This window comes from Kitasatospora sp. LaBMicrA B282 (assembly GCF_050325825.1).
Lineage (GTDB): Bacteria > Actinomycetota > Actinomycetes > Streptomycetales > Streptomycetaceae > Kitasatospora.
The window spans coordinates 1-18,826 of sequence record NZ_JBNQTI010000011.1 but is presented as its reverse complement, the minus strand read 5'-3'; the positions used below and the strand labels follow the sequence as shown (position 1 = coordinate 18,826).

Genomic DNA, 18,826 nt, shown 5'->3' with positions numbered 1-18,826 from the left:
GGATCAGCCGACCGAGTCGGGCACCGGCTCGGGCTCGGGAAGCACGACCGGCAGCACGGCCGGCCGGGTGCGGGCCAGCGAGGCGGTGACCAACGCGGCCGGCACCGCGCCGACCAGACCCAGGATCATGAAGGCGGCGCTCACGCTGACGTGGTCCGACACCTGCGACAGCGCCAGGGTGGCCACCAGCGCGGAGGCCAGGCCCACCGCGTTCGCGGTGCCGAAGACCCGCCCCGCCCGGCTCTCGTGGATCGCCTTCATCAGCTCGGTGCGCACGGTCAGCCGACCCAGCCCGAAGGTGTAGCCGGCGGCGAAGATCAGCGGCAGCAGGCTCCACACGCTCAGCGGCATCAGGATCTCGATCAGGCCGGTGGAGACCAGGCCCACCACGATCCGCACCCGGTAGTCGAAGCGCTCCTGGAGCCGCTTGAAGTGGGTGGCGCCCAGCGTGAAGCCGACCCCGGCGGCCGCGTCGGTCAGGCCCAGGAAGGCCGCGCCCATCTTGAACTTGTGGATCACCAGGACCAGCAGCAGCGTGTTGACCACCGTGATCACCGTGGCGCTGACCACGAAGAGCGCGCCCAGCCGCAGCACCAGCGAACGGTTCGCCCGCCGGGTCTGCTCGGCCGCCGCGGCCGCCTGCTCGCCCTCCTCGGCGCTCTGCACCGGGGCCGGCACCCGCCTGCCCATCGCCCAGGTGAGCAGGGCCGAGAGCGCGAAGGTGGCCGCGTTGAAGTAGAACAGCGGCTTGGTGCCGACGAACTGCACGGCCACCCCGCCGATGGTGGCGGAGATCAGGAAGCCGGCCTGCGAGGCGATCTCGTAGTTGGCGCTGAACCGGGCCATCCGGGCGTCCGAGATCCGCTCCTTCATCAGGGCGGCGCTGGCCGGCATGTAGAGGGCCGCGACGGCCGACAGCACGAAGCTGGTGACGTAGGCGGCGACCTCGGGGTTGCCGCCGAGCAGGATCACGGTCGGCAGGGCCGCCGCGGCCACCATGCTGATCGTGTCGGCCAGCACGCACAGCGTCCGCCGGTCCACCCGGTCGGCCACCCGGCCGAAGTAGACCGACAGCAGCACCTGCGGGATGGCCGAGGCGATGAACACCCAGCCGACCGAGAGCGTGGTGCCGGTGGCCTTGTAGGCCAGCAGGGAGGCCGCGATCAGCTGGATGTTGTTGCCGAGGTTGGTGATGAAGACCGCCGGGACGAACAGCTTCTCGTTGCGCGTCAGCGGCGGCTTCGCGGCCGGGGAGGTCACGGGGCACTCGATTCGACGGGGCGGGACAGGTCGGGGCCGGGCACGGCCGGGCCGGGCACGGCCGGGCCGGGCAGTTCCGGGCCGGGCAGCTCGGGCAGGGTGAAGGCCGCGATGGTGGCACCACCGCGCTCCAGCACCAGGTCGATCCCGGCCGCCGCGGCGCGCTCGGCGGTGTCGATCAGGATCGGCGCGGCGTACGCCAGCAGCGTGCGGACCTCGAAGAGCAGGTCGGCCAGCGCGGTCAGGTCACCGGCCACCCGGTCGGCCCGGTCACGCAGCCGGCCCAGCTGCGCCGAGATCGCCTCGGCCGCCGCCGAGATGCTGTAGCTGGGCAGCCGGTAGTGCGGCCGCAGCCGCTCGGCCAGCGCGGCGGCCCTGCGCCGGCCCTGGGCGCTGACGTCCAGCAGGGTGCCCTCGGCCACCGGCGCGCTCGCCTTCGCCAGCGCCTCGGCCAGCGCGTTCCACGGCTCCACCAGCCGGCGGTTGACCACCACCGGCAGCTCGGCCCGGCTGAAGTTGCTGCGCCGGAACTCCGGGCTGGTCAGCGCCAGGTAGAAGCGGGCCAGGTCGCGCGGCACCTCGGCGATCAGTTCCTCGCTCCACACCACGTGGTTGCGGCTGGTGGAGAACTTCTCGTACCCGAGCTCGTAGAACTCGTTGCAGACGATCGCGGTCGGGCGGACGTAGCGCTCGCCGTGCGCCAGCAGCAGCGCCACGTAGGTCATCGCCCAGTTGGGCGCGTTGTCGAAGCCGAGGAAGTAGACCAGCTCCGCCGCGTGCTCGGCCTTCCAGTGCTCGTCGACCGCCGCGGTCCGCTCGCCCTGCTCGGCCAGCGCGTACCAACTGCCGTGGATGCACTGGGCCATGGCCTCGGCCCACGGGTTGATCACCTGGCCCGGGGTCTCGGCGAACGGCGCCGGGATGCCCCGGCCGATCGGGTAGGTGATCGGCAGGTCGAGCAGCGGGCGCGCCAGCAGCTCGCCGATCAGCTGCTCGATGTGCGGCCGCCAGCGGAACGGGCGCTCCGCGTGGAAGCGGGTCAGCTGCTCGCGGTACTCCTCCATCGGCAGCACCAGCAGCGCGGTGGGCCGCAGCGTGACCGGGTCGGCGGGGTCCACCGTGGAGCGCAGGTCGCGCAGTTCGGCGTAGTCCACCGGGTGGCCGCAGCTCTCGCAGACACCGCCGCAGGTGGTGTCCAGGCAGACCGGGCACTCGCCCGCCACCAGTCCGTCCAGCAGGAACTCGCCGCGCGCCTCGGAGTACGGCAGCGGGACCTCGCGCAGCGCGAGCCTGCCCGCGTCGTGCAGCGCGGTCAGGAAGTCCAGCACGGCCGTGGCGTAGGACTCTGCGGCCGGCACGAAGCCGGTGGTGGAGATCCCGGCCGCCGCCACGCTGCGCCGGACCCCGTCGGCCGAGTCGGCGAGCAGCTGGTCGGCGGTCACCCCGCGGCGCAGCGCCGTGGAGGTGACGTAGGTCTGGTTGTCGTCGGTGCCGGTCGGGAAGACCACCGAGCGGCCGCTCGCCCGCAGGTAGCGGGCGTAGACGTCGGCGTTCAGGTAGGGCCCGGCCAGGTGGCCGGCGTGCAGCGGCCCGTTCGGGGTGGCGAACGGCGCGATGACGATCGCGCGCGGCGCGTCGGCGGTCACTCCGCCGCTGCCTCGGCCTCGTGGCGGGCGGAGAACTTGGCCGCCAGCTCGGCGTCCCACCAGACGCTGAAGAACTCGAAGTCACCGTCGGTCTCGTTGATGACCTCGTGCTCGGTGCCGGGGCGGAAGTGCACCACGTCGCCGGCCCGGAACGGGGCGCGCACGCCGCCGCTGCTCAGCACCGCCTCGCCCTTGGTGGCGACGAACATCTCGTACTCGTGGTGCGAGTGCGGGGTGGTGGACGTGCCGGGGCGGACCACCGCGTACGCGCCCTCGAACGGGGCGTTCAGTGCCGGCCACGGGAGGATGCGCTGCGACTCCACGCCGTACTCGTGGGCCAGGTTCGCGCGGTCGAGCCTGCGGAATTCCATCGGGTTTCCTTCTTCGGTTGCTGGCAAGGCAGTTCGGGTCCCGCGGCCGGCGGGATTCGGGGGTTGCGGCCTCAGGCTGCCGGCACGGCGGCCAGGTCGGTGTCGGCGCGGTGCGCGAGCAGGTCCTCGACGATCCGCCCGCCCCGGGTGCCGAGCACGCTGAGCAGCGAGTCGGAGATCCCGTGGCTGGCCTCGTTGACGCCCTGCAGGTAGACCGAGGCGGAGGCCGAGGCGGGCAGCTCCAGGCGGTAGTTGCGGGTGACCCTGATGTCCTCGAGCTCGGCCGAGTCGGCCAGCTGGCGGATCAGCGAGGGCATCGTCTTCTGGAAGCCGGTGCCGAGCAGCACCACGTCGCAGCGCAGCTCGCGCAGCGCGCCGGTCTTCCGGTCCGCCAGCGTGAGCACCACCTCGTCACCGTCCAGCTGGGCGTCGGTGATGTCCACCATCGGGGTGATGTGCATCCGCTCGGCGCCGGTGAGGCGCTCCAGGTACATCTGCCGGTAGAGCGTGTCCAGGGTGGCCGGGGCCAGGCCCGCGTAGTTGCTGCGGTGCATCTCGGCGAGCAGCTGGGTGCGCGCCTCGGGCTGGGCGTCGAAGAACTCGTCGACGAACGAGGCGTAGTAGAGCTCGTTGGTGAACTTGCTGCTCTCGTAGCCGTTCAGGCCGATCGCCCGCATCACCATGGTGACCTGGGCGTTCGGCATCGCCTGGTGGGTCGCGTAGAGCATCTCCGCGGCGCTCTGCGCACCGCCGACCACGACCACCCGGTGGGCGCCGGCCGGATCGAGCGCGCCGATCCGCTGCGTGTAGGAGGTGCTGTGGATCACCCGCTCGGCCGGCAGCGCCTTGAACACCTCGGGGATGTGCGGCTCACGGCCGATCCCGATGGACAGGCTCCGGGACTCGACCGCGGAGCCGTCCGTGAAGCGGGTCTGCCACCCCACGATGGCGCCGCCCGCCGCCCGGACCGGCTCGATCCGCTCCGCCCGGCGGCCGTGGGCGACCCGCACCAGCGAGAGGGACTCGGCCACCCAGCGCAGGTAGTTGGAGATCTCCAGCCGGTACGGGGTGAAGCTGCCGAGGTTGACGAACTCGTCCAGTCGCCCGGTGCTGTGCAGGAAGTTGACGAAGGAGAACCGGCTGCGCGGGTTCCGCATCGTCACCAGGTCCTTCAGGAAGGACACCTGGCTCTGGGTCCACGGGATCAACAGACCGGGCTGCCAGACCGGCGCCTCGTGGTCGTCGACCACCAGGGTCCGGGCGGCCAGCTCCGGTGCCATCTCCTCGACACCCACCGCGAAGGCCAGGTTGGCGGGGCCGCCGCCCACCGCCAGTACATCGACTTCTTGGATACCCAAGGTAAACGCCTCCCGCTCGACAGGTCTCGGTTACGACGGTGCTCAGATGGTGGCCGCCGCCACGTGCGGAACCGGCGAGATCGGACGGCTGCCCCACTCGAAACTGTTCGGCTGCGAGCTCAAGGCGGTCAAGGAAAGCGCGAGGAGAGCGGTGACAGCGAAAACGGCGCTCAGGACACGCGTCATGAAGAGTCCTCAGAGATTGGGAGCCTGATCGGCTGGCCGATTGCCGGCATCTGCGGCCGACTTGAGCCACAACTAAAGCCGACCTCCAGGGGGTTGTCACCGCTCCTCGAGGCGGCAGCACGTGCCATGGCAGCTCAGTGTCAGGCGGTACAAACCGGACATCAGGCCGGTCCGGCCCCGAAAGAGACGAGGCCACAGCCCTGGGGCTGCAGCCTCGTCACGGTGACCACAAGTGCGGCGCTAGCGGTCGATCCAGCCACGCTTGACCGCCTCCACACCCAGCTCGAACCGTGAGTGGGCGTTCAGCCGGTCCATCAGATCGGCGATGCCACGTCTCAAGGTTCTTACTGACATGCCGAGTTGGCGGGCCACCGCGTCGTCCTTGGCGCCGGAGGCGAGCAGCCGCAGGATGGTCTGCTCGACCAGGCTGCACTCCTCCGACTTGGTGGTCAGTTCGGCGAGCGACTGGCTGGCGTGCCAGTAGGACTCGAAGAGCGCCATCAGGGCGGTGACCGTGCCCGGGTCGCGGATCAGCATCCCGCCGCTGCTGCCGTCGTTCGGATCGAGCGGGACCACGGCAACGCGGCGGTCCACCACCAGCAGCCGCAGCGGCACCCGCGGCGTGATCCTGATCTCCGCACCGGCGGCGACCAGTTCGGCGGCGTACTCCATCGCCGGGCCCTCGGCGAGGATCGAGTCGGGGTAGAGGGTGCGCATCCGCACCCCCCGGGCGAGCACCGCCTGGTTGAGCGGTCTGCTGGCGCTGCGGGCGTTGGTCGGGTTGGCGGCCGGCGGGGTGAAGGCCGCGATCTCCGTGTGGGCCCGGACCGCCAGTTCCTCGAGGCGTTGGCGAACTGCGTGCAGTCCGTCCAGTCGTTCCGGCATACAGTCCTCATCCGGTCGGCTACTCTTCACCGTGAACGTGGGCATCACCGAGGAGAACAGCTCGTAGCCGCGCTGGATCCGCTTCCAGCGTTCGTCCAGCACCGCCTGCTCGCGCGCGATGAGTTGCTGCATCGCGAGGGCCGGATGTGCCGCCACAAGCGGCGCCTCGGGCCCGGGTGCCTCCTCCGGCCCCGAGTCGTGGATCAGCGACAGCTCGAACATGCGATTCAGCAGAACCGAGGTCTCGTCGTCGCTTCGCCCCAGATGAACGGCGAGGTCCGAACGGCGGACCGACGGCTCGCTCAGCAGCAGGGTGTAGGCCGAGGCAATGTCGCCGTCGGCCATGGTGCTCTGTTCTCCTGACACGGTGGCCCCCCACACGTTAGTAACATTGGGCAACTCAGCGAATCGGTTGAGCGATCAGTGCTGTCAGCGGTAACCCGATCAACGACGACCTGGGGGCACCGGAAATGTGAAATTCGGGCGGTTCAGGAAGGGAGCCCGCGGTGGATCTCACGGACGCGCAGTGGGAGCTGGTCGAGCCGCTGCTGCCGAAGCCGAACTCCGGCCCTCGCGGCGGGCGCAAGGAGAAGCACCCGCGACGCCGGATCGCCGCCGCAGTCCTCTTCGTCAGGCAGACCGGCTGCCCGTGGCGGCATCTCCCGGACGAGTTCCCGCCATGGCCCACCGCCTACTGGTACCACCGGCAATGGGACTCCGACGGAACCCTGGAACGCGTTCGGGAAGCCCTCGATAAACAGGAGCTCCTGAATAACTGGCCGCCGCCCTGGTAAATGGCCCGGTCACGCTCGAGCGACCCGGCCGCGGGCAGGCGAAGGCATAAGCAGGCTACGCAGCCGCTCTGCGGCCGGAGCCGCAGCCCCCTCCCCACCCGGTTCTCAAACACAACCGGAACCTTACCGCACGCTTGTCGAAACCGCTGCTACTCAGGGGAATCGGTCTGCGTCGACCGAGCAGTCCGCCGACCGGACCGCCGGGGCCCGGCGAACCGTCTTCGGGACATGTAGCCGGTGCCCCCGGAAACGGCAAGAGCCGGATTGTTGCAATCCTGCGAATAAGGTCGGACGCGGGGGGCGGAAATATTCCGCCGTAAATTCGAGGCCAATTTGCGTTTACCGGCGCAATTCGGCACCGAAGGCGCAAGTCCGGCTCGACCGGGCCGGATCGCCCGCCGAACGCAGCAGGGCCGGCCGCCCGACGGCGACCGGCCCTGCTGCGCGTGGGCTGCGACGTCAGCCCGTGACGATGTTCACCAGCTTCGGCGCCCGGGCGATCACCTTGCGCACCGGCGCCCCGCCGATCGCGGCCTGCACCGCCGGGTCGGCCAGCGCCAGGGTCTCCAGCTCGGCGTCCGAGATCGCCGGCGGGACCTCCAGCCGGGCCTTGACCTTGCCCTTGACCTGGACCACGCAGGTGACGGTGTCGTCCACCAGGTAGGCCGGGTCGGCGACCGGGAAGTCGGCGAAGGCCAGCGAGTCGGTGTGGCCCAGCTTGCGCCACAGCTCCTCGGCGACGTGCGGGGCCAGCGGGGCGACCATCAGGACCAGCGCCTCGGCCACCTCGCGCGGCGTCGAACCGCGCTTGACCAGGTGGTTGTTCAGCTCGATCGCCTTGGCCACCGCGGTGTTGAAGCGCAGCCCGGCCAGGTCGCCGCGGATCCCGTCGATCGCCTTGTGCAGCGCGCGCAGCGTGGCCTCGTCGGCCGGCTCGTCGCCGACCACCAGCTCGCCGGTCTCCTCGGAGACCACGTTGCGCCACAGCCGCTGCAGGAAACGGTAGGAGCCGACCACGGCGCGCGGGTCCCACGGGCGGGAGACGTCCAGCGGGCCCATCGACATCTCGTACAGGCGCAGCGTGTCGGCGCCGTACTCGGCGCAGATGGTGTCCGGCGCGACCGCGTTCTTCAGCGACTTGCCCATCTTGCCCGCCTCGCGGGTGACCGGCTCGCCCTGCCAGACGTAGCCGCCGGCCACCTCCTCGACCTCGACGGCCGGCACCGGGAAGCCGCGCGCGTCGCGGTAGACGTCGGCGGTGATCATGCCCTGGTTGAACAGCTTGTGGAACGGCTCGATCGAGGAGACGTGGCCCAGGTCGTGCAGCACCTTGTGCCAGAACCGGGCGTACAGCAGGTGCAGCACCGCGTGCTCGGCACCGCCGACGTACAGGTCGACGCCGCCGGCCGGCTTCTGCGCGGTCGGGCCCATCCAGTAGGCCTCGTTGGCCGGGTCGACCACGGCGGCAGCGTTGACCGGGTCCACGTAGCGCAGCTCGTACCAGCAGGAGCCGGCCCAGTTGGGCATGGTGTTGGTCTCGCGCCGGTAGGTCTTCGGGCCGTCGCCCAGGTCCAGCTCGACGTTGACCCAGGCCTCGTTGCGGGACAGCGGGGTCTTCGGGGTGCTGGCGGCGTCGTTCGGGTCGTAGGTGTGCGGCGAGTAGTCCCCCACCTCCGGGACCTCGACCGGCAGCATCGACTCGGGCAGCGCGTGCATCACGCCGTCCTCGTCGTAGACGATCGGGAAGGGCTCGCCCCAGTACCGCTGGCGGCTGAACAGCCAGTCGCGCAGGCGGTAGTTGACGGTGCCCTCGCCGATGCCGCGCTCGGTCAGCCAGGCGGTGACCGTGCTCTTCGCCTCGGGGACCCGCAGGCCGTCCAGCGACAGCTCGGCGCTCGCCGAGTTGACGATCGGGGCGTCGTAGCTGTCGAAGGCGTCGTCCCACTCGGCCGGGTCGGTGCCGCGGCCGTCGGTCGGCTCGACCACGCAGGTCATCGGCAGCGAGAAGGCGCGGGCGAAGGCGAAGTCGCGGTGGTCGTGGGCGGGGACCGCCATGATCGCGCCGGTGCCGTAGCCCATCAGCACGTAGTCGGCGATGAAGACCGGGATCGGCTTGCCGGTGACCGGGTTGGTCGCGTAGGCGCCGGTGAAGACACCGGTCTTGACCTTGGCGTCGACCTGCCGCTCGACGTCCGACTTGGCGGCGGCCGCGGCCCGGTAGGCGGCGACGGCCTCGGCCGGGCTGTGCGCCTCGCCCTTCCAGTCGGCGTGCGTCTCGGCCGGCCAGGCGGCCGGGACGATCGCGTCGACCAGCTCGTGCTCGGGCGCCAGCACCATGTAGGTGGCGCCGAACAGGGTGTCCGGGCGGGTGGTGAAGACGGTGACGGCCTGCTCGCCCGCCCCGCCGTTGTGGGTCGGCACGGTGAAGTCGACCCGGGCGCCCTCGGAACGGCCGATCCAGTTGCGCTGCTGCAGCTTGATCGCCTCGGGCCAGTCCAGGTGGTCCAGGTCGGAGATCAGCCGGTCGCCGTAGGCGGTGATCCGCATCATCCACTGGCGCAGCTTGGACTTGAAGACCGGGAAGTTGCCGCGCTCGGAGCGGCCGTCCGCGGTGACCTCCTCGTTGGCCAGCACGGTGCCCAGGCCCGGGCACCAGTTGACCGGCACCTCCTTGCTGTACGCCAGGCGGTACTCGCCCAGCAGCTCCTCGCGCTCCAGGCCGGTCAGCTCGGCCCAGGGGCGGCCGTCCGGGGTGGGGCGGGAGCCGTCGGTGAACTGCGCCACCAGCTCGGCGATCGGGCGGGCCTGGCCGGCGGCCTGGTCGTACCAGGAGTCGAAGATCTGCAGGAAGATCCACTGGGTCCAGCGGTAGTACTCCGGGTCGATGGTGGAGATCGACCGGCGGGAGTCGTGGCCCAGGCCCAGGCGGCGCAGCTGGGCGCGCATGTTGCCGATCGCGGCCTCGGTGGAGACCCGCGGGTGCACGCCGGTGGCGACCGCGTGCTGCTCGGCGGGCAGGCCGAAGGCGTCGTAGCCCAGGGTGTGCAGCACGTTGTGGCCGGTCATCCGCTGGAAGCGGGCGTACACGTCGGTGGCGATGTAGCCCAGCGGGTGGCCCACGTGCAGACCGGCCCCGGACGGGTACGGGAACATGTCCATGATGAAGCTGTGCGGCTTGGCGGCGACCTCGGCGGCACCGGCGGTCGCGGAGGCCAGCGGGCCGGTCGGGTTGGGGGCGTTGAACGTCCCCTCCTTCTCCCAGATGTCCTGCCAGCGGCTCTCGATCTCGGCTGCCAGGCTCGCGGTGTACCGGAACGGCTCGGTGGCGGCCGCAGGGGTCGTCTCGCTCATGGTTCTTCAGGCTCCATCGTGTCAGGTCGCGAATCGTCAGCGGTGGTGACAGGCACGGCGCTCAGAACGGGCGGGAACAGCGCCGAAGCCGCGGGTCAAACAAAAAAGCCCCTCGACAGGAGGGGTCGCCACGCTGACTCCGGCATGGCCCGCTGGGCTCGGCCGGTCCTGGTCAGCGCGGCCGGCTAAGGAGCAGGCGCACGGTTCGCATGGCAGCAGGGTACCGCAGGCCGATTCCGGGCGCGGGCCGCGCCCCGGATCCGGACGGCTCCAGGCCGGCCGCAGATCGCAGGGCGCCCGTGGTGACCGCTACCCCGATCGGTCACGCTCGGCCGCCGTCGCGAGCGGCGCGGGCCGGCGGCTCGGGGCATCGAACTCGCGCAGGGTGCGCGCCACCACCTGCGACTGCATGCCGGCCGCCAGCCGCCGCGCCTGGCCGGCCGCCTCGGCGGCCCGCCCGGCGTCGCCGGTGCGCCGCCAGCACTCGGCCAGCCGGATCAGCAGCAGCGCCCGGGCCCGCACCCCGCTCGCCTCGGCCGCCGCCTCGGCCAGCAGCGGCCGGGCGCGCTGCGGCTCGTCCAGGAAGAGGTGGGCCCCGCCGACCAGCCCGAGCAGCTCGGCCCGCGGCCCGCCGCCCGCCTCGAGCAGTGCGAAGGCCCGTTCGGCGGCAGCCAGCGCCGCCTCCCGCCGCCCGCCGCGGGCCTGCGCCAGCGCCAGCCGGCCCAGCTGACGGCCGTGCTGAGCCGGCGTCAGCCGGTCGCCCACCGCCGCGAGGGCGCGCTCCAGCAGCGCCGCCGGGTCCAGCCCGCGCCCGGCCCCTTGGTAGCTGACCTGCACCGCCAGGGCCCCGATCACGCTCATCGCCAGCCGCGGCCGCCCGGCCGCGTGCGCGGCCCGCAGCGCCGCCACGTACGCCCGCTGGGCGGCCGCCTCCTGCCCGAGGTCGGCGGCCGCCCAGCCGACCAGCCGGGCCAGCCGGCCGGCCGCCGCGTACAGCGCCCGGCCGAGCGGCTCCTGGTCCGCGTAGCCGCCGAGCTCCAGCAGCTTGCCCGCCATCTGCAGCTCGGCCCGGGCCGGCTCCAGCACCAGCCCGCCGCCACAGGCCTCGGCCAGGCGCCGCTTGCCCTGGTAGCCCAGCCGCAGGTCGGCCAGCTGCCCGGCGGTGACCCGCAGCGCCCCCTCGCCGCCGGTCAGCGGCGGCGGCGGGGCGGACCAGTGCTCCACCGCGTCGGCCAGCTCGCTGCCGCGGAACAGGTCGGTGAGCCGCACCGGGGCGGCCTGCGCGCCCGCCTCGCGCAGCGCCGTCTGCGCGGTGTCGGCCGTCCAGGGGTCGGTCAGCAGCCGGGCCGACAGCACCTTGGCGCCCCGGCTGCGACCCATCCGGCCCCACAGCTGCTCGTAGGTGACCGCGATGCCGACCGCCCGGCTGAGCACCTCGCAGACCGTCTGGTCGTGCGGCGCCCGGGGCACCATGCCGCGGTCGCGCCACTTGTAGGGGGCGGTCAGGCTGATCGACAGGCCGGCGGGCAGCACCTGGTTGACCTCGCGGGCCAGCCGCTCGGGGCTCCAGGAGAGCTGGTGCAGTATCCGGGCGAGCTCTTCGTTGCGCGTGCGGGCGAGGTCGGCCATGGCCCGACGGTAGCGGGCTCCGTCCGGCCGACGGGCGACAACGCGAGCACCTCACGCTCCGTGTCCGACAGGGCCGAATGGTCCAGCGGTTTCACCTGGTCAGGGCGGCGGGTCGCGGGCACCGTAACCCGATGTGGTCACTCACCGTATGACACCCCGGAAAACCCCCTTCCGGAATGACGGTGATCTTCTTGCAGTCGACCGCCCTGCTCATCCGCCCCGGCCGCGGCGCCACCGGTGCCGCCCCGCCCGGACCGCGACGGCGGATCGGCCGCCGCCGGGGCCTGGTGGCCGCCGCGGTGGTGCTCAACCAGCTGGCCTACGGGTCGGTCTACTCCTGGAGCATCCTGTCGGCCGGGCTCCAGTCGCCCGGCAGCGCCTTCGCGCTGGGCCGGGACGAGGCCGGGCTGCCGTTCGTCACCGCGCACGCGCTGGTCTTCCTCGGCACCGTACTCGGCGGCCGGCTGATGAGCCGGCGACCGCCGCGCGGCATCGCCCTGCTGGCCGGCGTGCTCTACGCCGGCGGGCTGCTGCTGGCTGGCTGCGCCCACGGCCGGGCGGACTTCTGGCTGGTGCTGCTGGGCTACGGCGTGATCAGCGGGGTCGGCCTGGGGCTCGGCTACATCGTGCCGACCACGCTGCTGCAGCGCTGGTTCCCGGGACACCGGGCGCTGGCCGCCGGGGTGGCCACCGGCGGGTTCGGGCTCGGCTCGGTGCTGAGCGCCCCGCTGGCCCGGCTGCTGGTGGCGCACTTCGCGGTCAACCCGGCCCGCGCGCTGCTGGTGCTCGGCGCGCTCTTCCTGGTCACCACGCTCACCGGCGCGGCCTTCTTCCACAACCCGCCGGCCACCCGGCCGCTGCCCACCCGCCCCGGGCTCTCCGCGCACGCGGCCGCCGGCTACCGCCCGACCCAGGCGCTGCGCACCCGCTCCTGGTACCTGCTGACCCTGATCCTGTTCTTCAACACCTCCGCCGGGATCAGCATGCTCGCGGTGCTGGCCCCCGCGGCCGGCAGCCTGACCGGGCTGAGCCCGACCGCGGCGGCGGCGCTGACCGGCGCGCTCGGGATCTTCAACACCGTCGGCCGCCCGCTCTGGGGCTGGCTGTCCGGCCGCACCGGTCTGCTGACCGCCTTCGTGCTGATGCTCGCCACCCAGGGCCTGTGCCTGCTCGCGCTCTCCCGGACCAGCTCCCCCGCGCTCTTCTTCCCGCTGGCCGCCCTGGTCTGCCTCTGCTTCGGCGGCGGCTTCGCCACCATGCCGGCGCTGGCCTCGGACTTCTTCGGGCTGGCCCACGCGGGCGGGGTGTACGGGCTGATGCTGATCGGCTGGAGCCTGGCCGGGATCGCCGGGCCGCTGCTGGTCTCCGGGCTGGCGGCGAGCTCCTCGTACGCGACGGCGTTCCTGGTGCTCGGCACGATCACCGTGACCGCGGCGCTGCTCCCCCGGCTGACCCGGCGCCCGCCGGCCCGCTGACGGCGTCCCCAAGCCCCCGAAGCCCCCACCGCGCGGCCACGGCCCGGCCCGGGCCGAAAACGCCGAGTGGCGCCTGGGAGACCCAGGCGCCACTCGTTCACTGTGGAGCTACGGGGAATTGAACCCCGGACCTCTTGCATGCCATGCAAGCGCTCTACCAACTGAGCTACAGCCCCGCACACGTCACTTCGACGCATTTTTTTGCCGCCCCCGGTTTCCCGCGGCGACACGTCTTACTTTACACGGTCGACGGGACGGTTAACGAATCCGTTCCCCGGCCCGCCTCCACGCGGGCGGGCCGGGACGGGTGACGGACCCCGGCGCGCGGCTAGTCGAGCGCCGCCGCGCGGTGCGTGCGCAGCGTGAAGCCGGCCGCCAGCAGCGAGGCGGCGAGCATCGCGACGCTGGTCACCGCGAAGGCGTGGCCCGAGCCGGCGGGCGGCGCCGGGTAGGTCACCGAGCTGAGGAAGACGGTGCCGAGCAGCGCCACCCCGACCACCGAGCCGAGCTGGATCATGGTCACCATCACCCCGCTGGCGTCCGCCGCGTCCTCGGCCGCCACCCGGCTCAGCGCCCGGGCGAAGAGCGGGCCGTAGGCCAGGCCGGACGCCCCGCCGACCACCAGCAGCAACAGTTCGGCGGCGACCCCGAGCCGGTCCCCGGCGCGCAGCAACTGACCCAGCCCCAGGTAGCCGGCCGCGACCAGCACCAGCGCGACCAGCGGCAGCGGCAGGTGCAGCCGCTGCGGCAGCCGCTGCCAGTGCAGGCCGGCCAGGCCGAACCCGATGGCGACCGGGCCGAACAGCAGCCCGGCGCGCAACGCGCTGTAGCCGAGGCCGGCCTGCAGGTGCAGCGCGAAGGAGAACATGAAGCCGGAGAACTCCAGCATGATCAGGAAGATCGCGCCCCCGGCGGTCAGCAGGCCCGGCGAGCGCAGCACCCGGCCGTGGATCAGCGGCTGCCCGCCGCGCGCCGCGATCCGCCGCTCGACGAGCACAAAAAGCCCGAAGGCCACCGCCGAGCCGGCCAGCATCAGCCAGCCCCAGAGCGGCCAGTGCAGCTCGTGGCCGAGCACCAGCGGCACCACCAGCAGGCAGATCGCCGCCGCCAGCACCACCAGGCCGACCAGGTCGAACCGCCGCTCGCGGTCCACCGGCAGCTCGGGCAGCACCCGGTGCCCGGCCACCAGCAGCACCACCCCGATCGGCACGTTGACCAGGAAGACCGGACGCCAGCCGGAGCCGAACAGGTCGGCGCTCACCAGCACCCCGCCGAGGATCTGGCCGACCACGCTGGCCCCGGCCAGCACGGCGGTGTAGATGCCGAGCGCCCGGGCCCGGGCCGCCCCGGTGAAGGTCTTCTGGATCAGGCTCATCACCTGCGGCACCATCAGCGCGGCTCCGGCGCCCTGGACCAGCCGGAAGGCGATCAGGCTGTCGGTGTTCTGCGCCAGGCCGCAGGCCAGCGAGGCGCTGGTGAAGGTGACCAGCCCGAGCTGGAAGAGCCGCCGGTGCCCGAACCGGGCCCCCAGTCGGGCGCCGGTGATCAGCAGCACGGCGTAGGCGATGGTGTAGCCGGCGATCACCAGTTGCAGGCCGGCGCCGGAGGCGTGCAGGTCGTTCTGCAGGGTGGGCGCGGCGACGTTGACGATGGCGACGTCGAGCACGGCCATGAACTGGCCGGTGAGGATCAGGGCGAGCAGCAGGCCGCTCCGGCCGCCGGCGGCCGGAGCACCGGGGGCGGCGCCGGTGGCCGCACCGGCCGGGGGCGGACCGGCGGCGCCGACCGGAGCCGACGAGCGTATCGAGCGGAAAATCTGAATGTCCGTCATGAATACTACTCTGACCGGGGTCTGATACTGGTGGTTAGAGCCTGCCGATCCTGGTACCGGCACTACCTCCCACCCGTCTGAGGCTCCGAGAGGACAACGGAATGACCGTGCTGGACCCCGCCCGAGCGGCCACCACCACCGGTTCCGCCGGACCGGGCCAGGCCCAGGCGCGCCGGACCGAGCTGGCGGCCTTCCTCAAGGCCTGCCGGGCCCGGGTCACCCCCGAGGACGTCGGCCTGCCGCCGGGCCTGCGCCGCCGCACCCCGGGCCTGCGCCGCGAGGAGGTGGCGCAGCTCGCCGGGGTCGGGGTCACCTGGTACACCTGGCTCGAGCAGGGGCGCCCGATCAACGCCAGCGAGCAGGTGCTGGCGGCGGTGGCCCGGGCGCTGCTGCTCGACGAGGTGGAGCGCGCGCACCTGCTCCGGCTGGCCGGCCTGCCCACCCCGGACCAGGAGGGGTCGCTCTGCCCCACCGTCGACCCGGCGATGCAGGCGATCCTGGACGGGCTGACCCCGATGCCGGCCGCGATCAGCAACCGGCGCTACGACGTGCTCGCCTTCAACACCGCCTACGACGCGCTCTTCCCCGGCGCCACCCGCACCACGGCCCCGCACGGCCGGCGGAACTCGATCTGGTGCGCCCTGGTGGTCCCGGACTGCTGCAACCCGTTCCGCAACCGGGACGAGGAGCTGCCGCGGATGGTCGGCGTGATGCGGGCCTCCTACGCCTCGCACGTGGGCGAACCGGCCTGGGAGGACTGGGTGCGGCTGCTCTCCTCGGCCAGCCCGCGGTTCCGCGAGCTGTGGGCCTCCCAGCAGGTCGCGCCGGCCAGCACGGCGCTGCGGGTGTTCCGGCACGCGGCGGTGGGCGAGATCCGGGCGCAGGCCGCCTACCTGACCATCCCGGGCTCGCCGGAGCTGTACATGGTCGTCTACACCCCCCAACGGGAGCTGGACCGGGAGCGGCTGACCTGGCTCTCCGCCCACCCGGACGCCGCGGTCGGCGAGCGGCACCGGCACTGAGCCCACCGGCGGCGGCCGCCGGGGCACCCGGAGCGGGGAAAACACCGAGGGCCGGTACCTTTTCGGTACCGGCCCTCGATCGTCTGTGGAGCTACGGGGAATTGAACCCCGGACCTCTTGCATGCCATGCAAGCGCTCTACCAACTGAGCTACAGCCCCGCGGACCGCGCGGCCGCCATGGACCGCTGGTGCGGAGTGGAGCTACGGGGAATTGAACCCCGGACCTCTTGCATGCCATGCAAGCGCTCTACCAACTGAGCTACAGCCCCGCACGTCCCGGATCCTCCACCACCCTTTCGGGCCGCGTTCTCTCCTGCGAACGAGGAAGACTCTAGCTGGTCAGACCCCGAATGGCGAAATCCCCTCCGGGCGGCCGTCCTGCCCCGCCCGCCGGGGACCGCCCCGCACGCCCCGCCGCTCAGGTGTCGTCGCCGATCACGGGCTCGGGCAGGGTGCCCGCGTTGTGCTCCAGCAGCCGCCAGCCGCGGGCTCCGCGACCGAGCACCGACCAGCAGCAGTTGGACAGCCCGCCGAAGCACTCCCACTGGGTCGCGTCCAGGTCGAGCAGCCGGCCGAGCATGGTCCGGATGGTGCCGCCGTGGCTGACCACCACCAGGGTGCCCGCCTCCGGCAGCTTCTCGACGGCGTCCAACACCACCGGCACCGAGCGGTCGGCGACCTCGGTGGTCAGCTCGCCGCCACCGCGCCGCACCGGCTCGCCGCGCCCGAAGGCCGCGTACTCCTCCGGGTAACGCGCTCGGATCTCGTCGTGGGTCAGGCCCTGCCAGCTGCCCGCGTAGGTCTCCCGCAGGCCCTCGTGCAGCTGCGCGTCCAGTCCGGTCAGCCGGGCCAGCTCGGTGGCGGTGTCGGCGGCCCGCTGCAGGTCGGAGGAGATCAGCAGGTCGGGCCGGAGACCGGCGAGCAGCCGGGCCGCCCGCCGGGCCTGGCCGCGGCCGTGCTCGGTGAGCGGGATGTCGGTGCTGCCCTGGAACCGGGACTCCAGGTTCCAGGAGGTCTGGCCGTGCCGCCAGAAGACGATCCGCGGGCCCCCCGCGCGGCTGGTCAGCTGAAGTCCTGGATGAAGCCGACGGCGTTGCCCGCCTCATCGGTGGCGGCGTCCTCGGGACGGTTGCGGGTGGCCATCGCGTCCGCGGGCAGCGGCAGCTCCGGGCAGTCCTTCCAGAGGCGGTCCAGCGAGTAGAAGGAGCGCTCCTCGGAGTGCTGGACGTGCACGACGATGTCCAGGTAGTCGAGCAGGATCCAACGGCCGTCGCGCTCGCCCTCCCGGCGCACCGGCTTGGCGTCGAGCTGCTCGCGCAGCTTGTCCTCGATCTCCTCGGCGATCGCCTTGACCTGGCGGTCGTTGGCCGCGGAGGCGATCAGGAAGGCGTCGGTGATCGCCAGGACGTCGCTGACGTCGAAGGCGATCACGTTGTGCGCAAGCTTGTCGGCCGCCGCCTGGGCGGCGACGGTGATCAGTTCCTGCGAGCGTTCGGTTGCGGTCACGATGTTCTTCCGGCTCGATGACATGGATTTCACCGTCCAGGATCTCACGCCGCCCGAGCGTGCCCGGTCGGCCGGCGGCGGCACCGCCGAGCGGACCCGCCCGGCACCGCCGGTCGGGCCCGCTCGGCCGGGGCTCACTGCGCCGGTGCCTGCGGCACCTGGTAGTCCTTGCCGAGCACCACCACGAGGTCCGCGGTCTGCGCGGTGGTGACCTTCTTCACCGCGCCCGCCGGCAGCCCCAGGGTGGTGGCGAGCGACTGGGCGGCCGCCCGGCGACCGTCGTCGGTGTAGTCGATCTCGCTGGTCGCCTGCGGGCCCGGTGCGGTCGGCCCGCCCGGGACGAAGGTCAGACCGGCGTCGACCACCTGCACCTGGGCGGCCTGGGCGGCGCCGCTGGTCCCGGTGGCGTCCACGATGCTCACCCGGGCCGGGGCGCTGGTGGCGGCGGCCAGGTGCACGGTGCCGCCGAGCACGTCCTTGACCACCGGGGCCGCCGTGGCCTGGTCCAGCGTGCCGCCCGGCTGCACCGGCAGCTCGGTGGTGCTGAAGTGGCCCGCCTGGGCCTGCCGGGAGAGCTCCACCAGCAGACCGGCCAGCGCGCTCTCGGGCAGCGAGGGGTCGAGCACCGCGCCCATCTTGTGCACGTCGTCGGTGGCATCGGCCATGGTGGTGGGCATCGCGGCGATCACCGCGGTGAGCACCTGGCCGAACCGCTGCAGCTGGGCGTCCCGGCTCTCGCCCGGTGCCTGGTAGGTCGCGTAGGCCACGGCGGCGTCGCCGGTGAGCATCCGGCCCGGGCCCTTGTCGACCAGCGGCTTGCCGTCCGGGCCGTTGACCGCGGCGTTGGTGTCCACCTTGATCCCGCCCAGCTGGGCGACCAGCAGGCGCAGGTAGGGCGTGTCCAGCCGCCAGGTGCCGGCCACCGGGGCGCCCAGCAGGTTGGCCACCGCTTCGCGGGTGGAGGCCGGGCCGAGCGAGTCCATCGCGCTGCCCAGCGGGGTGGTCGGGGTGTCCCCGTCGGAGGGCAGCTGCAGGGTGTCCGGCAGCAGCAGCATCGAGCCCTTGTGCCCGGCCGCGTCGTTCACCAGCAGCGCGCTGGTCACCTTCCCCTGCAGGTCGCGCAGGTGGACGATGTCGACACTGCGCTGGCCGACCGCGGCGGCGGCCGACGGGCCGCCGCCCAGCGCGCCGGTCGCGTACAGGTAGCCCACCGTGCCGCCGACCGCCAGCACCAGGGCGACGGCGCCGGCGATCAGCCGGTTGCGCAGCTTGCGGCGGCGCTCGTCGCGGCGCTCGGTGCGCGACTCGGCGAACTTCAGCCAGTCGATGACGTCCTCGGACTCCTCCGCCTCCTCGTCGACGAAGGTGAACTCGCCCGTCTGGTAGGCGTCCGGATCGCCGTCCCGGGCCGGCTTCGGGCTCTGGCGGCGACCGCCGACCTGCTCGGAGGGCTCCTCGGGCGCGGCCGGCGCGGCAGCCGGCGGCGCCGGGCGCGGGCGCGGCGGGGCCGGC

General features: G+C 72.8%; 15 protein-coding genes and 3 tRNA genes. 3 read left to right on the top strand and 15 right to left on the bottom strand.

Features of this window, described 5'->3' with window-relative positions:
* Positions 1 to 3: 3 nt before the first annotated feature.
* From ACQRUO_RS05630 to ACQRUO_RS05605, 6 genes are all read right to left on the bottom strand, one after another.
* Positions 4 to 1,260 (bottom strand): MFS transporter, encoded by a 1,257-nt coding sequence (locus ACQRUO_RS05630; RefSeq protein WP_428314599.1) that lies wholly within the window; start codon positions 1,258 to 1,260, stop codon positions 4 to 6.
* The gene (locus ACQRUO_RS05625) at positions 1,257 to 2,906 is read right to left on the bottom strand and encodes a class I tRNA ligase family protein (protein ID WP_428314598.1); all 1,650 of its coding nucleotides are present in this window, start codon (positions 2,904 to 2,906) and stop codon (positions 1,257 to 1,259) included. Before ACQRUO_RS05625 ends, ACQRUO_RS05630 begins: the two co-directional genes overlap by 4 nt.
* Positions 2,903 to 3,277 carry a cupin domain-containing protein gene (locus tag ACQRUO_RS05620; RefSeq protein WP_428314597.1) on the bottom strand — a complete coding sequence of 125 codons (375 nt, stop codon included), beginning with the start codon at positions 3,275 to 3,277 and terminating at the stop codon, positions 2,903 to 2,905. The genes ACQRUO_RS05625 and ACQRUO_RS05620 overlap by 4 nt, the downstream gene beginning before the upstream one ends.
* A 71-nt stretch (positions 3,278 to 3,348) precedes the next feature.
* Positions 3,349 to 4,635, bottom strand: coding sequence for a lysine N(6)-hydroxylase/L-ornithine N(5)-oxygenase family protein (locus ACQRUO_RS05615; protein WP_428314596.1), 1,287 nt, complete (start codon positions 4,633 to 4,635; stop codon positions 3,349 to 3,351).
* Between the two features lie 42 nt (positions 4,636 to 4,677).
* A complete protein-coding gene (locus ACQRUO_RS05610) occupies positions 4,678 to 4,821 on the bottom strand; it encodes a hypothetical protein (RefSeq protein WP_428314595.1) in 144 nt (47 codons plus the stop codon).
* A gap of 240 nt (positions 4,822 to 5,061) precedes the next feature.
* Positions 5,062 to 6,072, bottom strand: a complete 1,011-nt coding sequence (locus ACQRUO_RS05605; RefSeq protein ID WP_428314594.1) for a helix-turn-helix transcriptional regulator — start codon at positions 6,070 to 6,072, stop codon at positions 5,062 to 5,064.
* 140 nt (positions 6,073 to 6,212) lie between these two features.
* On the opposite strand from ACQRUO_RS05605, the gene ACQRUO_RS05600 reads away from it, so the two are divergent.
* Positions 6,213 to 6,500, top strand: a complete 288-nt coding sequence (locus ACQRUO_RS05600) for a transposase (protein WP_428314593.1) — start codon at positions 6,213 to 6,215, stop codon at positions 6,498 to 6,500.
* Positions 6,501 to 6,959: 459 nt separating this feature from the next.
* On the opposite strand, the gene leuS is transcribed toward ACQRUO_RS05600, so the two are convergent.
* Entirely contained in the window at positions 6,960 to 9,851 is a 2,892-nt protein-coding gene (leuS, locus tag ACQRUO_RS05595) for a leucine--tRNA ligase (RefSeq protein ID WP_428314592.1), read from the bottom strand.
* A gap of 309 nt (positions 9,852 to 10,160) precedes the next feature.
* On the bottom strand, positions 10,161 to 11,480 hold the full coding sequence (locus ACQRUO_RS05590; protein WP_428314591.1) for a hypothetical protein: 1,320 nt from the start codon (positions 11,478 to 11,480) through the stop codon (positions 10,161 to 10,163).
* Positions 11,481 to 11,656: 176 nt separating this feature from the next.
* Here ACQRUO_RS05590 and ACQRUO_RS05585 point away from each other — a divergent pair, with 176 nt between their 5' ends.
* A complete protein-coding gene (locus ACQRUO_RS05585; protein WP_428314590.1) occupies positions 11,657 to 12,955 on the top strand; it encodes an OFA family MFS transporter in 1,299 nt (432 codons plus the stop codon).
* 103 nt (positions 12,956 to 13,058) lie between these two features.
* On the opposite strand, the gene ACQRUO_RS05580 is transcribed toward ACQRUO_RS05585, so the two are convergent.
* Positions 13,059 to 13,131: transfer RNA gene (locus ACQRUO_RS05580), tRNA-Ala, on the bottom strand.
* Between the two features lie 152 nt (positions 13,132 to 13,283).
* On the bottom strand, positions 13,284 to 14,786 hold the full coding sequence (locus ACQRUO_RS05575) for an MFS transporter (protein WP_428314589.1): 1,503 nt from the start codon (positions 14,784 to 14,786) through the stop codon (positions 13,284 to 13,286).
* Between the two features lie 101 nt (positions 14,787 to 14,887).
* Here ACQRUO_RS05575 and ACQRUO_RS05570 point away from each other — a divergent pair, with 101 nt between their 5' ends.
* On the top strand, positions 14,888 to 15,808 hold the full coding sequence (locus ACQRUO_RS05570; RefSeq protein WP_428314588.1) for a helix-turn-helix transcriptional regulator: 921 nt from the start codon (positions 14,888 to 14,890) through the stop codon (positions 15,806 to 15,808).
* An 86-nt stretch (positions 15,809 to 15,894) separates the two neighbouring features.
* Here ACQRUO_RS05570 and ACQRUO_RS05565 read toward each other — a convergent pair.
* The 5 genes from ACQRUO_RS05565 to ACQRUO_RS05545 all read right to left on the bottom strand — a co-directional run.
* A tRNA-Ala gene (locus tag ACQRUO_RS05565) sits at positions 15,895 to 15,967 on the bottom strand.
* A 37-nt stretch (positions 15,968 to 16,004) separates the two neighbouring features.
* Positions 16,005 to 16,077, bottom strand: a tRNA-Ala gene (locus ACQRUO_RS05560).
* A 149-nt stretch (positions 16,078 to 16,226) separates the two neighbouring features.
* Positions 16,227 to 16,874 carry a histidine phosphatase family protein gene (locus tag ACQRUO_RS05555; RefSeq protein ID WP_428314660.1) on the bottom strand — a complete coding sequence of 216 codons (648 nt, stop codon included), beginning with the start codon at positions 16,872 to 16,874 and terminating at the stop codon, positions 16,227 to 16,229.
* Positions 16,871 to 17,314 (bottom strand): ribosome silencing factor, encoded by a 444-nt coding sequence (gene rsfS, locus ACQRUO_RS05550; protein ID WP_428314659.1) that lies wholly within the window; start codon positions 17,312 to 17,314, stop codon positions 16,871 to 16,873. The genes ACQRUO_RS05555 and rsfS overlap by 4 nt, the downstream gene beginning before the upstream one ends.
* 134 nt (positions 17,315 to 17,448) lie before the next feature.
* Positions 17,449 to 18,826: LCP family protein (locus ACQRUO_RS05545; RefSeq protein WP_428314587.1), on the bottom strand; the 1,378-nt coding region annotated here is incomplete at its 5' end.

Bases quoted from the DNA above. Each gene is read 5' to 3' on its own strand.
- ACQRUO_RS05570 (WP_428314588.1), top strand. From the start codon at position 14,888: ATGACCGTGCTGGACCCCGCCCGAGCGGCCACCACCACCGGTTCCGCC.
- ACQRUO_RS05620 (WP_428314597.1), bottom strand. From the start codon at position 3,277: ATGGAATTCCGCAGGCTCGACCGCGCGAACCTGGCCCACGAGTACGGC.
- ACQRUO_RS05610 (WP_428314595.1), bottom strand. From the start codon at position 4,821: ATGACGCGTGTCCTGAGCGCCGTTTTCGCTGTCACCGCTCTCCTCGCG.
- ACQRUO_RS05585 (WP_428314590.1), top strand. From the start codon at position 11,657: ATGACGGTGATCTTCTTGCAGTCGACCGCCCTGCTCATCCGCCCCGGC.
- leuS (WP_428314592.1), bottom strand. From the start codon at position 9,851: ATGAGCGAGACGACCCCTGCGGCCGCCACCGAGCCGTTCCGGTACACC.
- ACQRUO_RS05590 (WP_428314591.1), bottom strand. From the start codon at position 11,480: ATGGCCGACCTCGCCCGCACGCGCAACGAAGAGCTCGCCCGGATACTG.
- ACQRUO_RS05575 (WP_428314589.1), bottom strand. From the start codon at position 14,786: ATGACGGACATTCAGATTTTCCGCTCGATACGCTCGTCGGCTCCGGTC.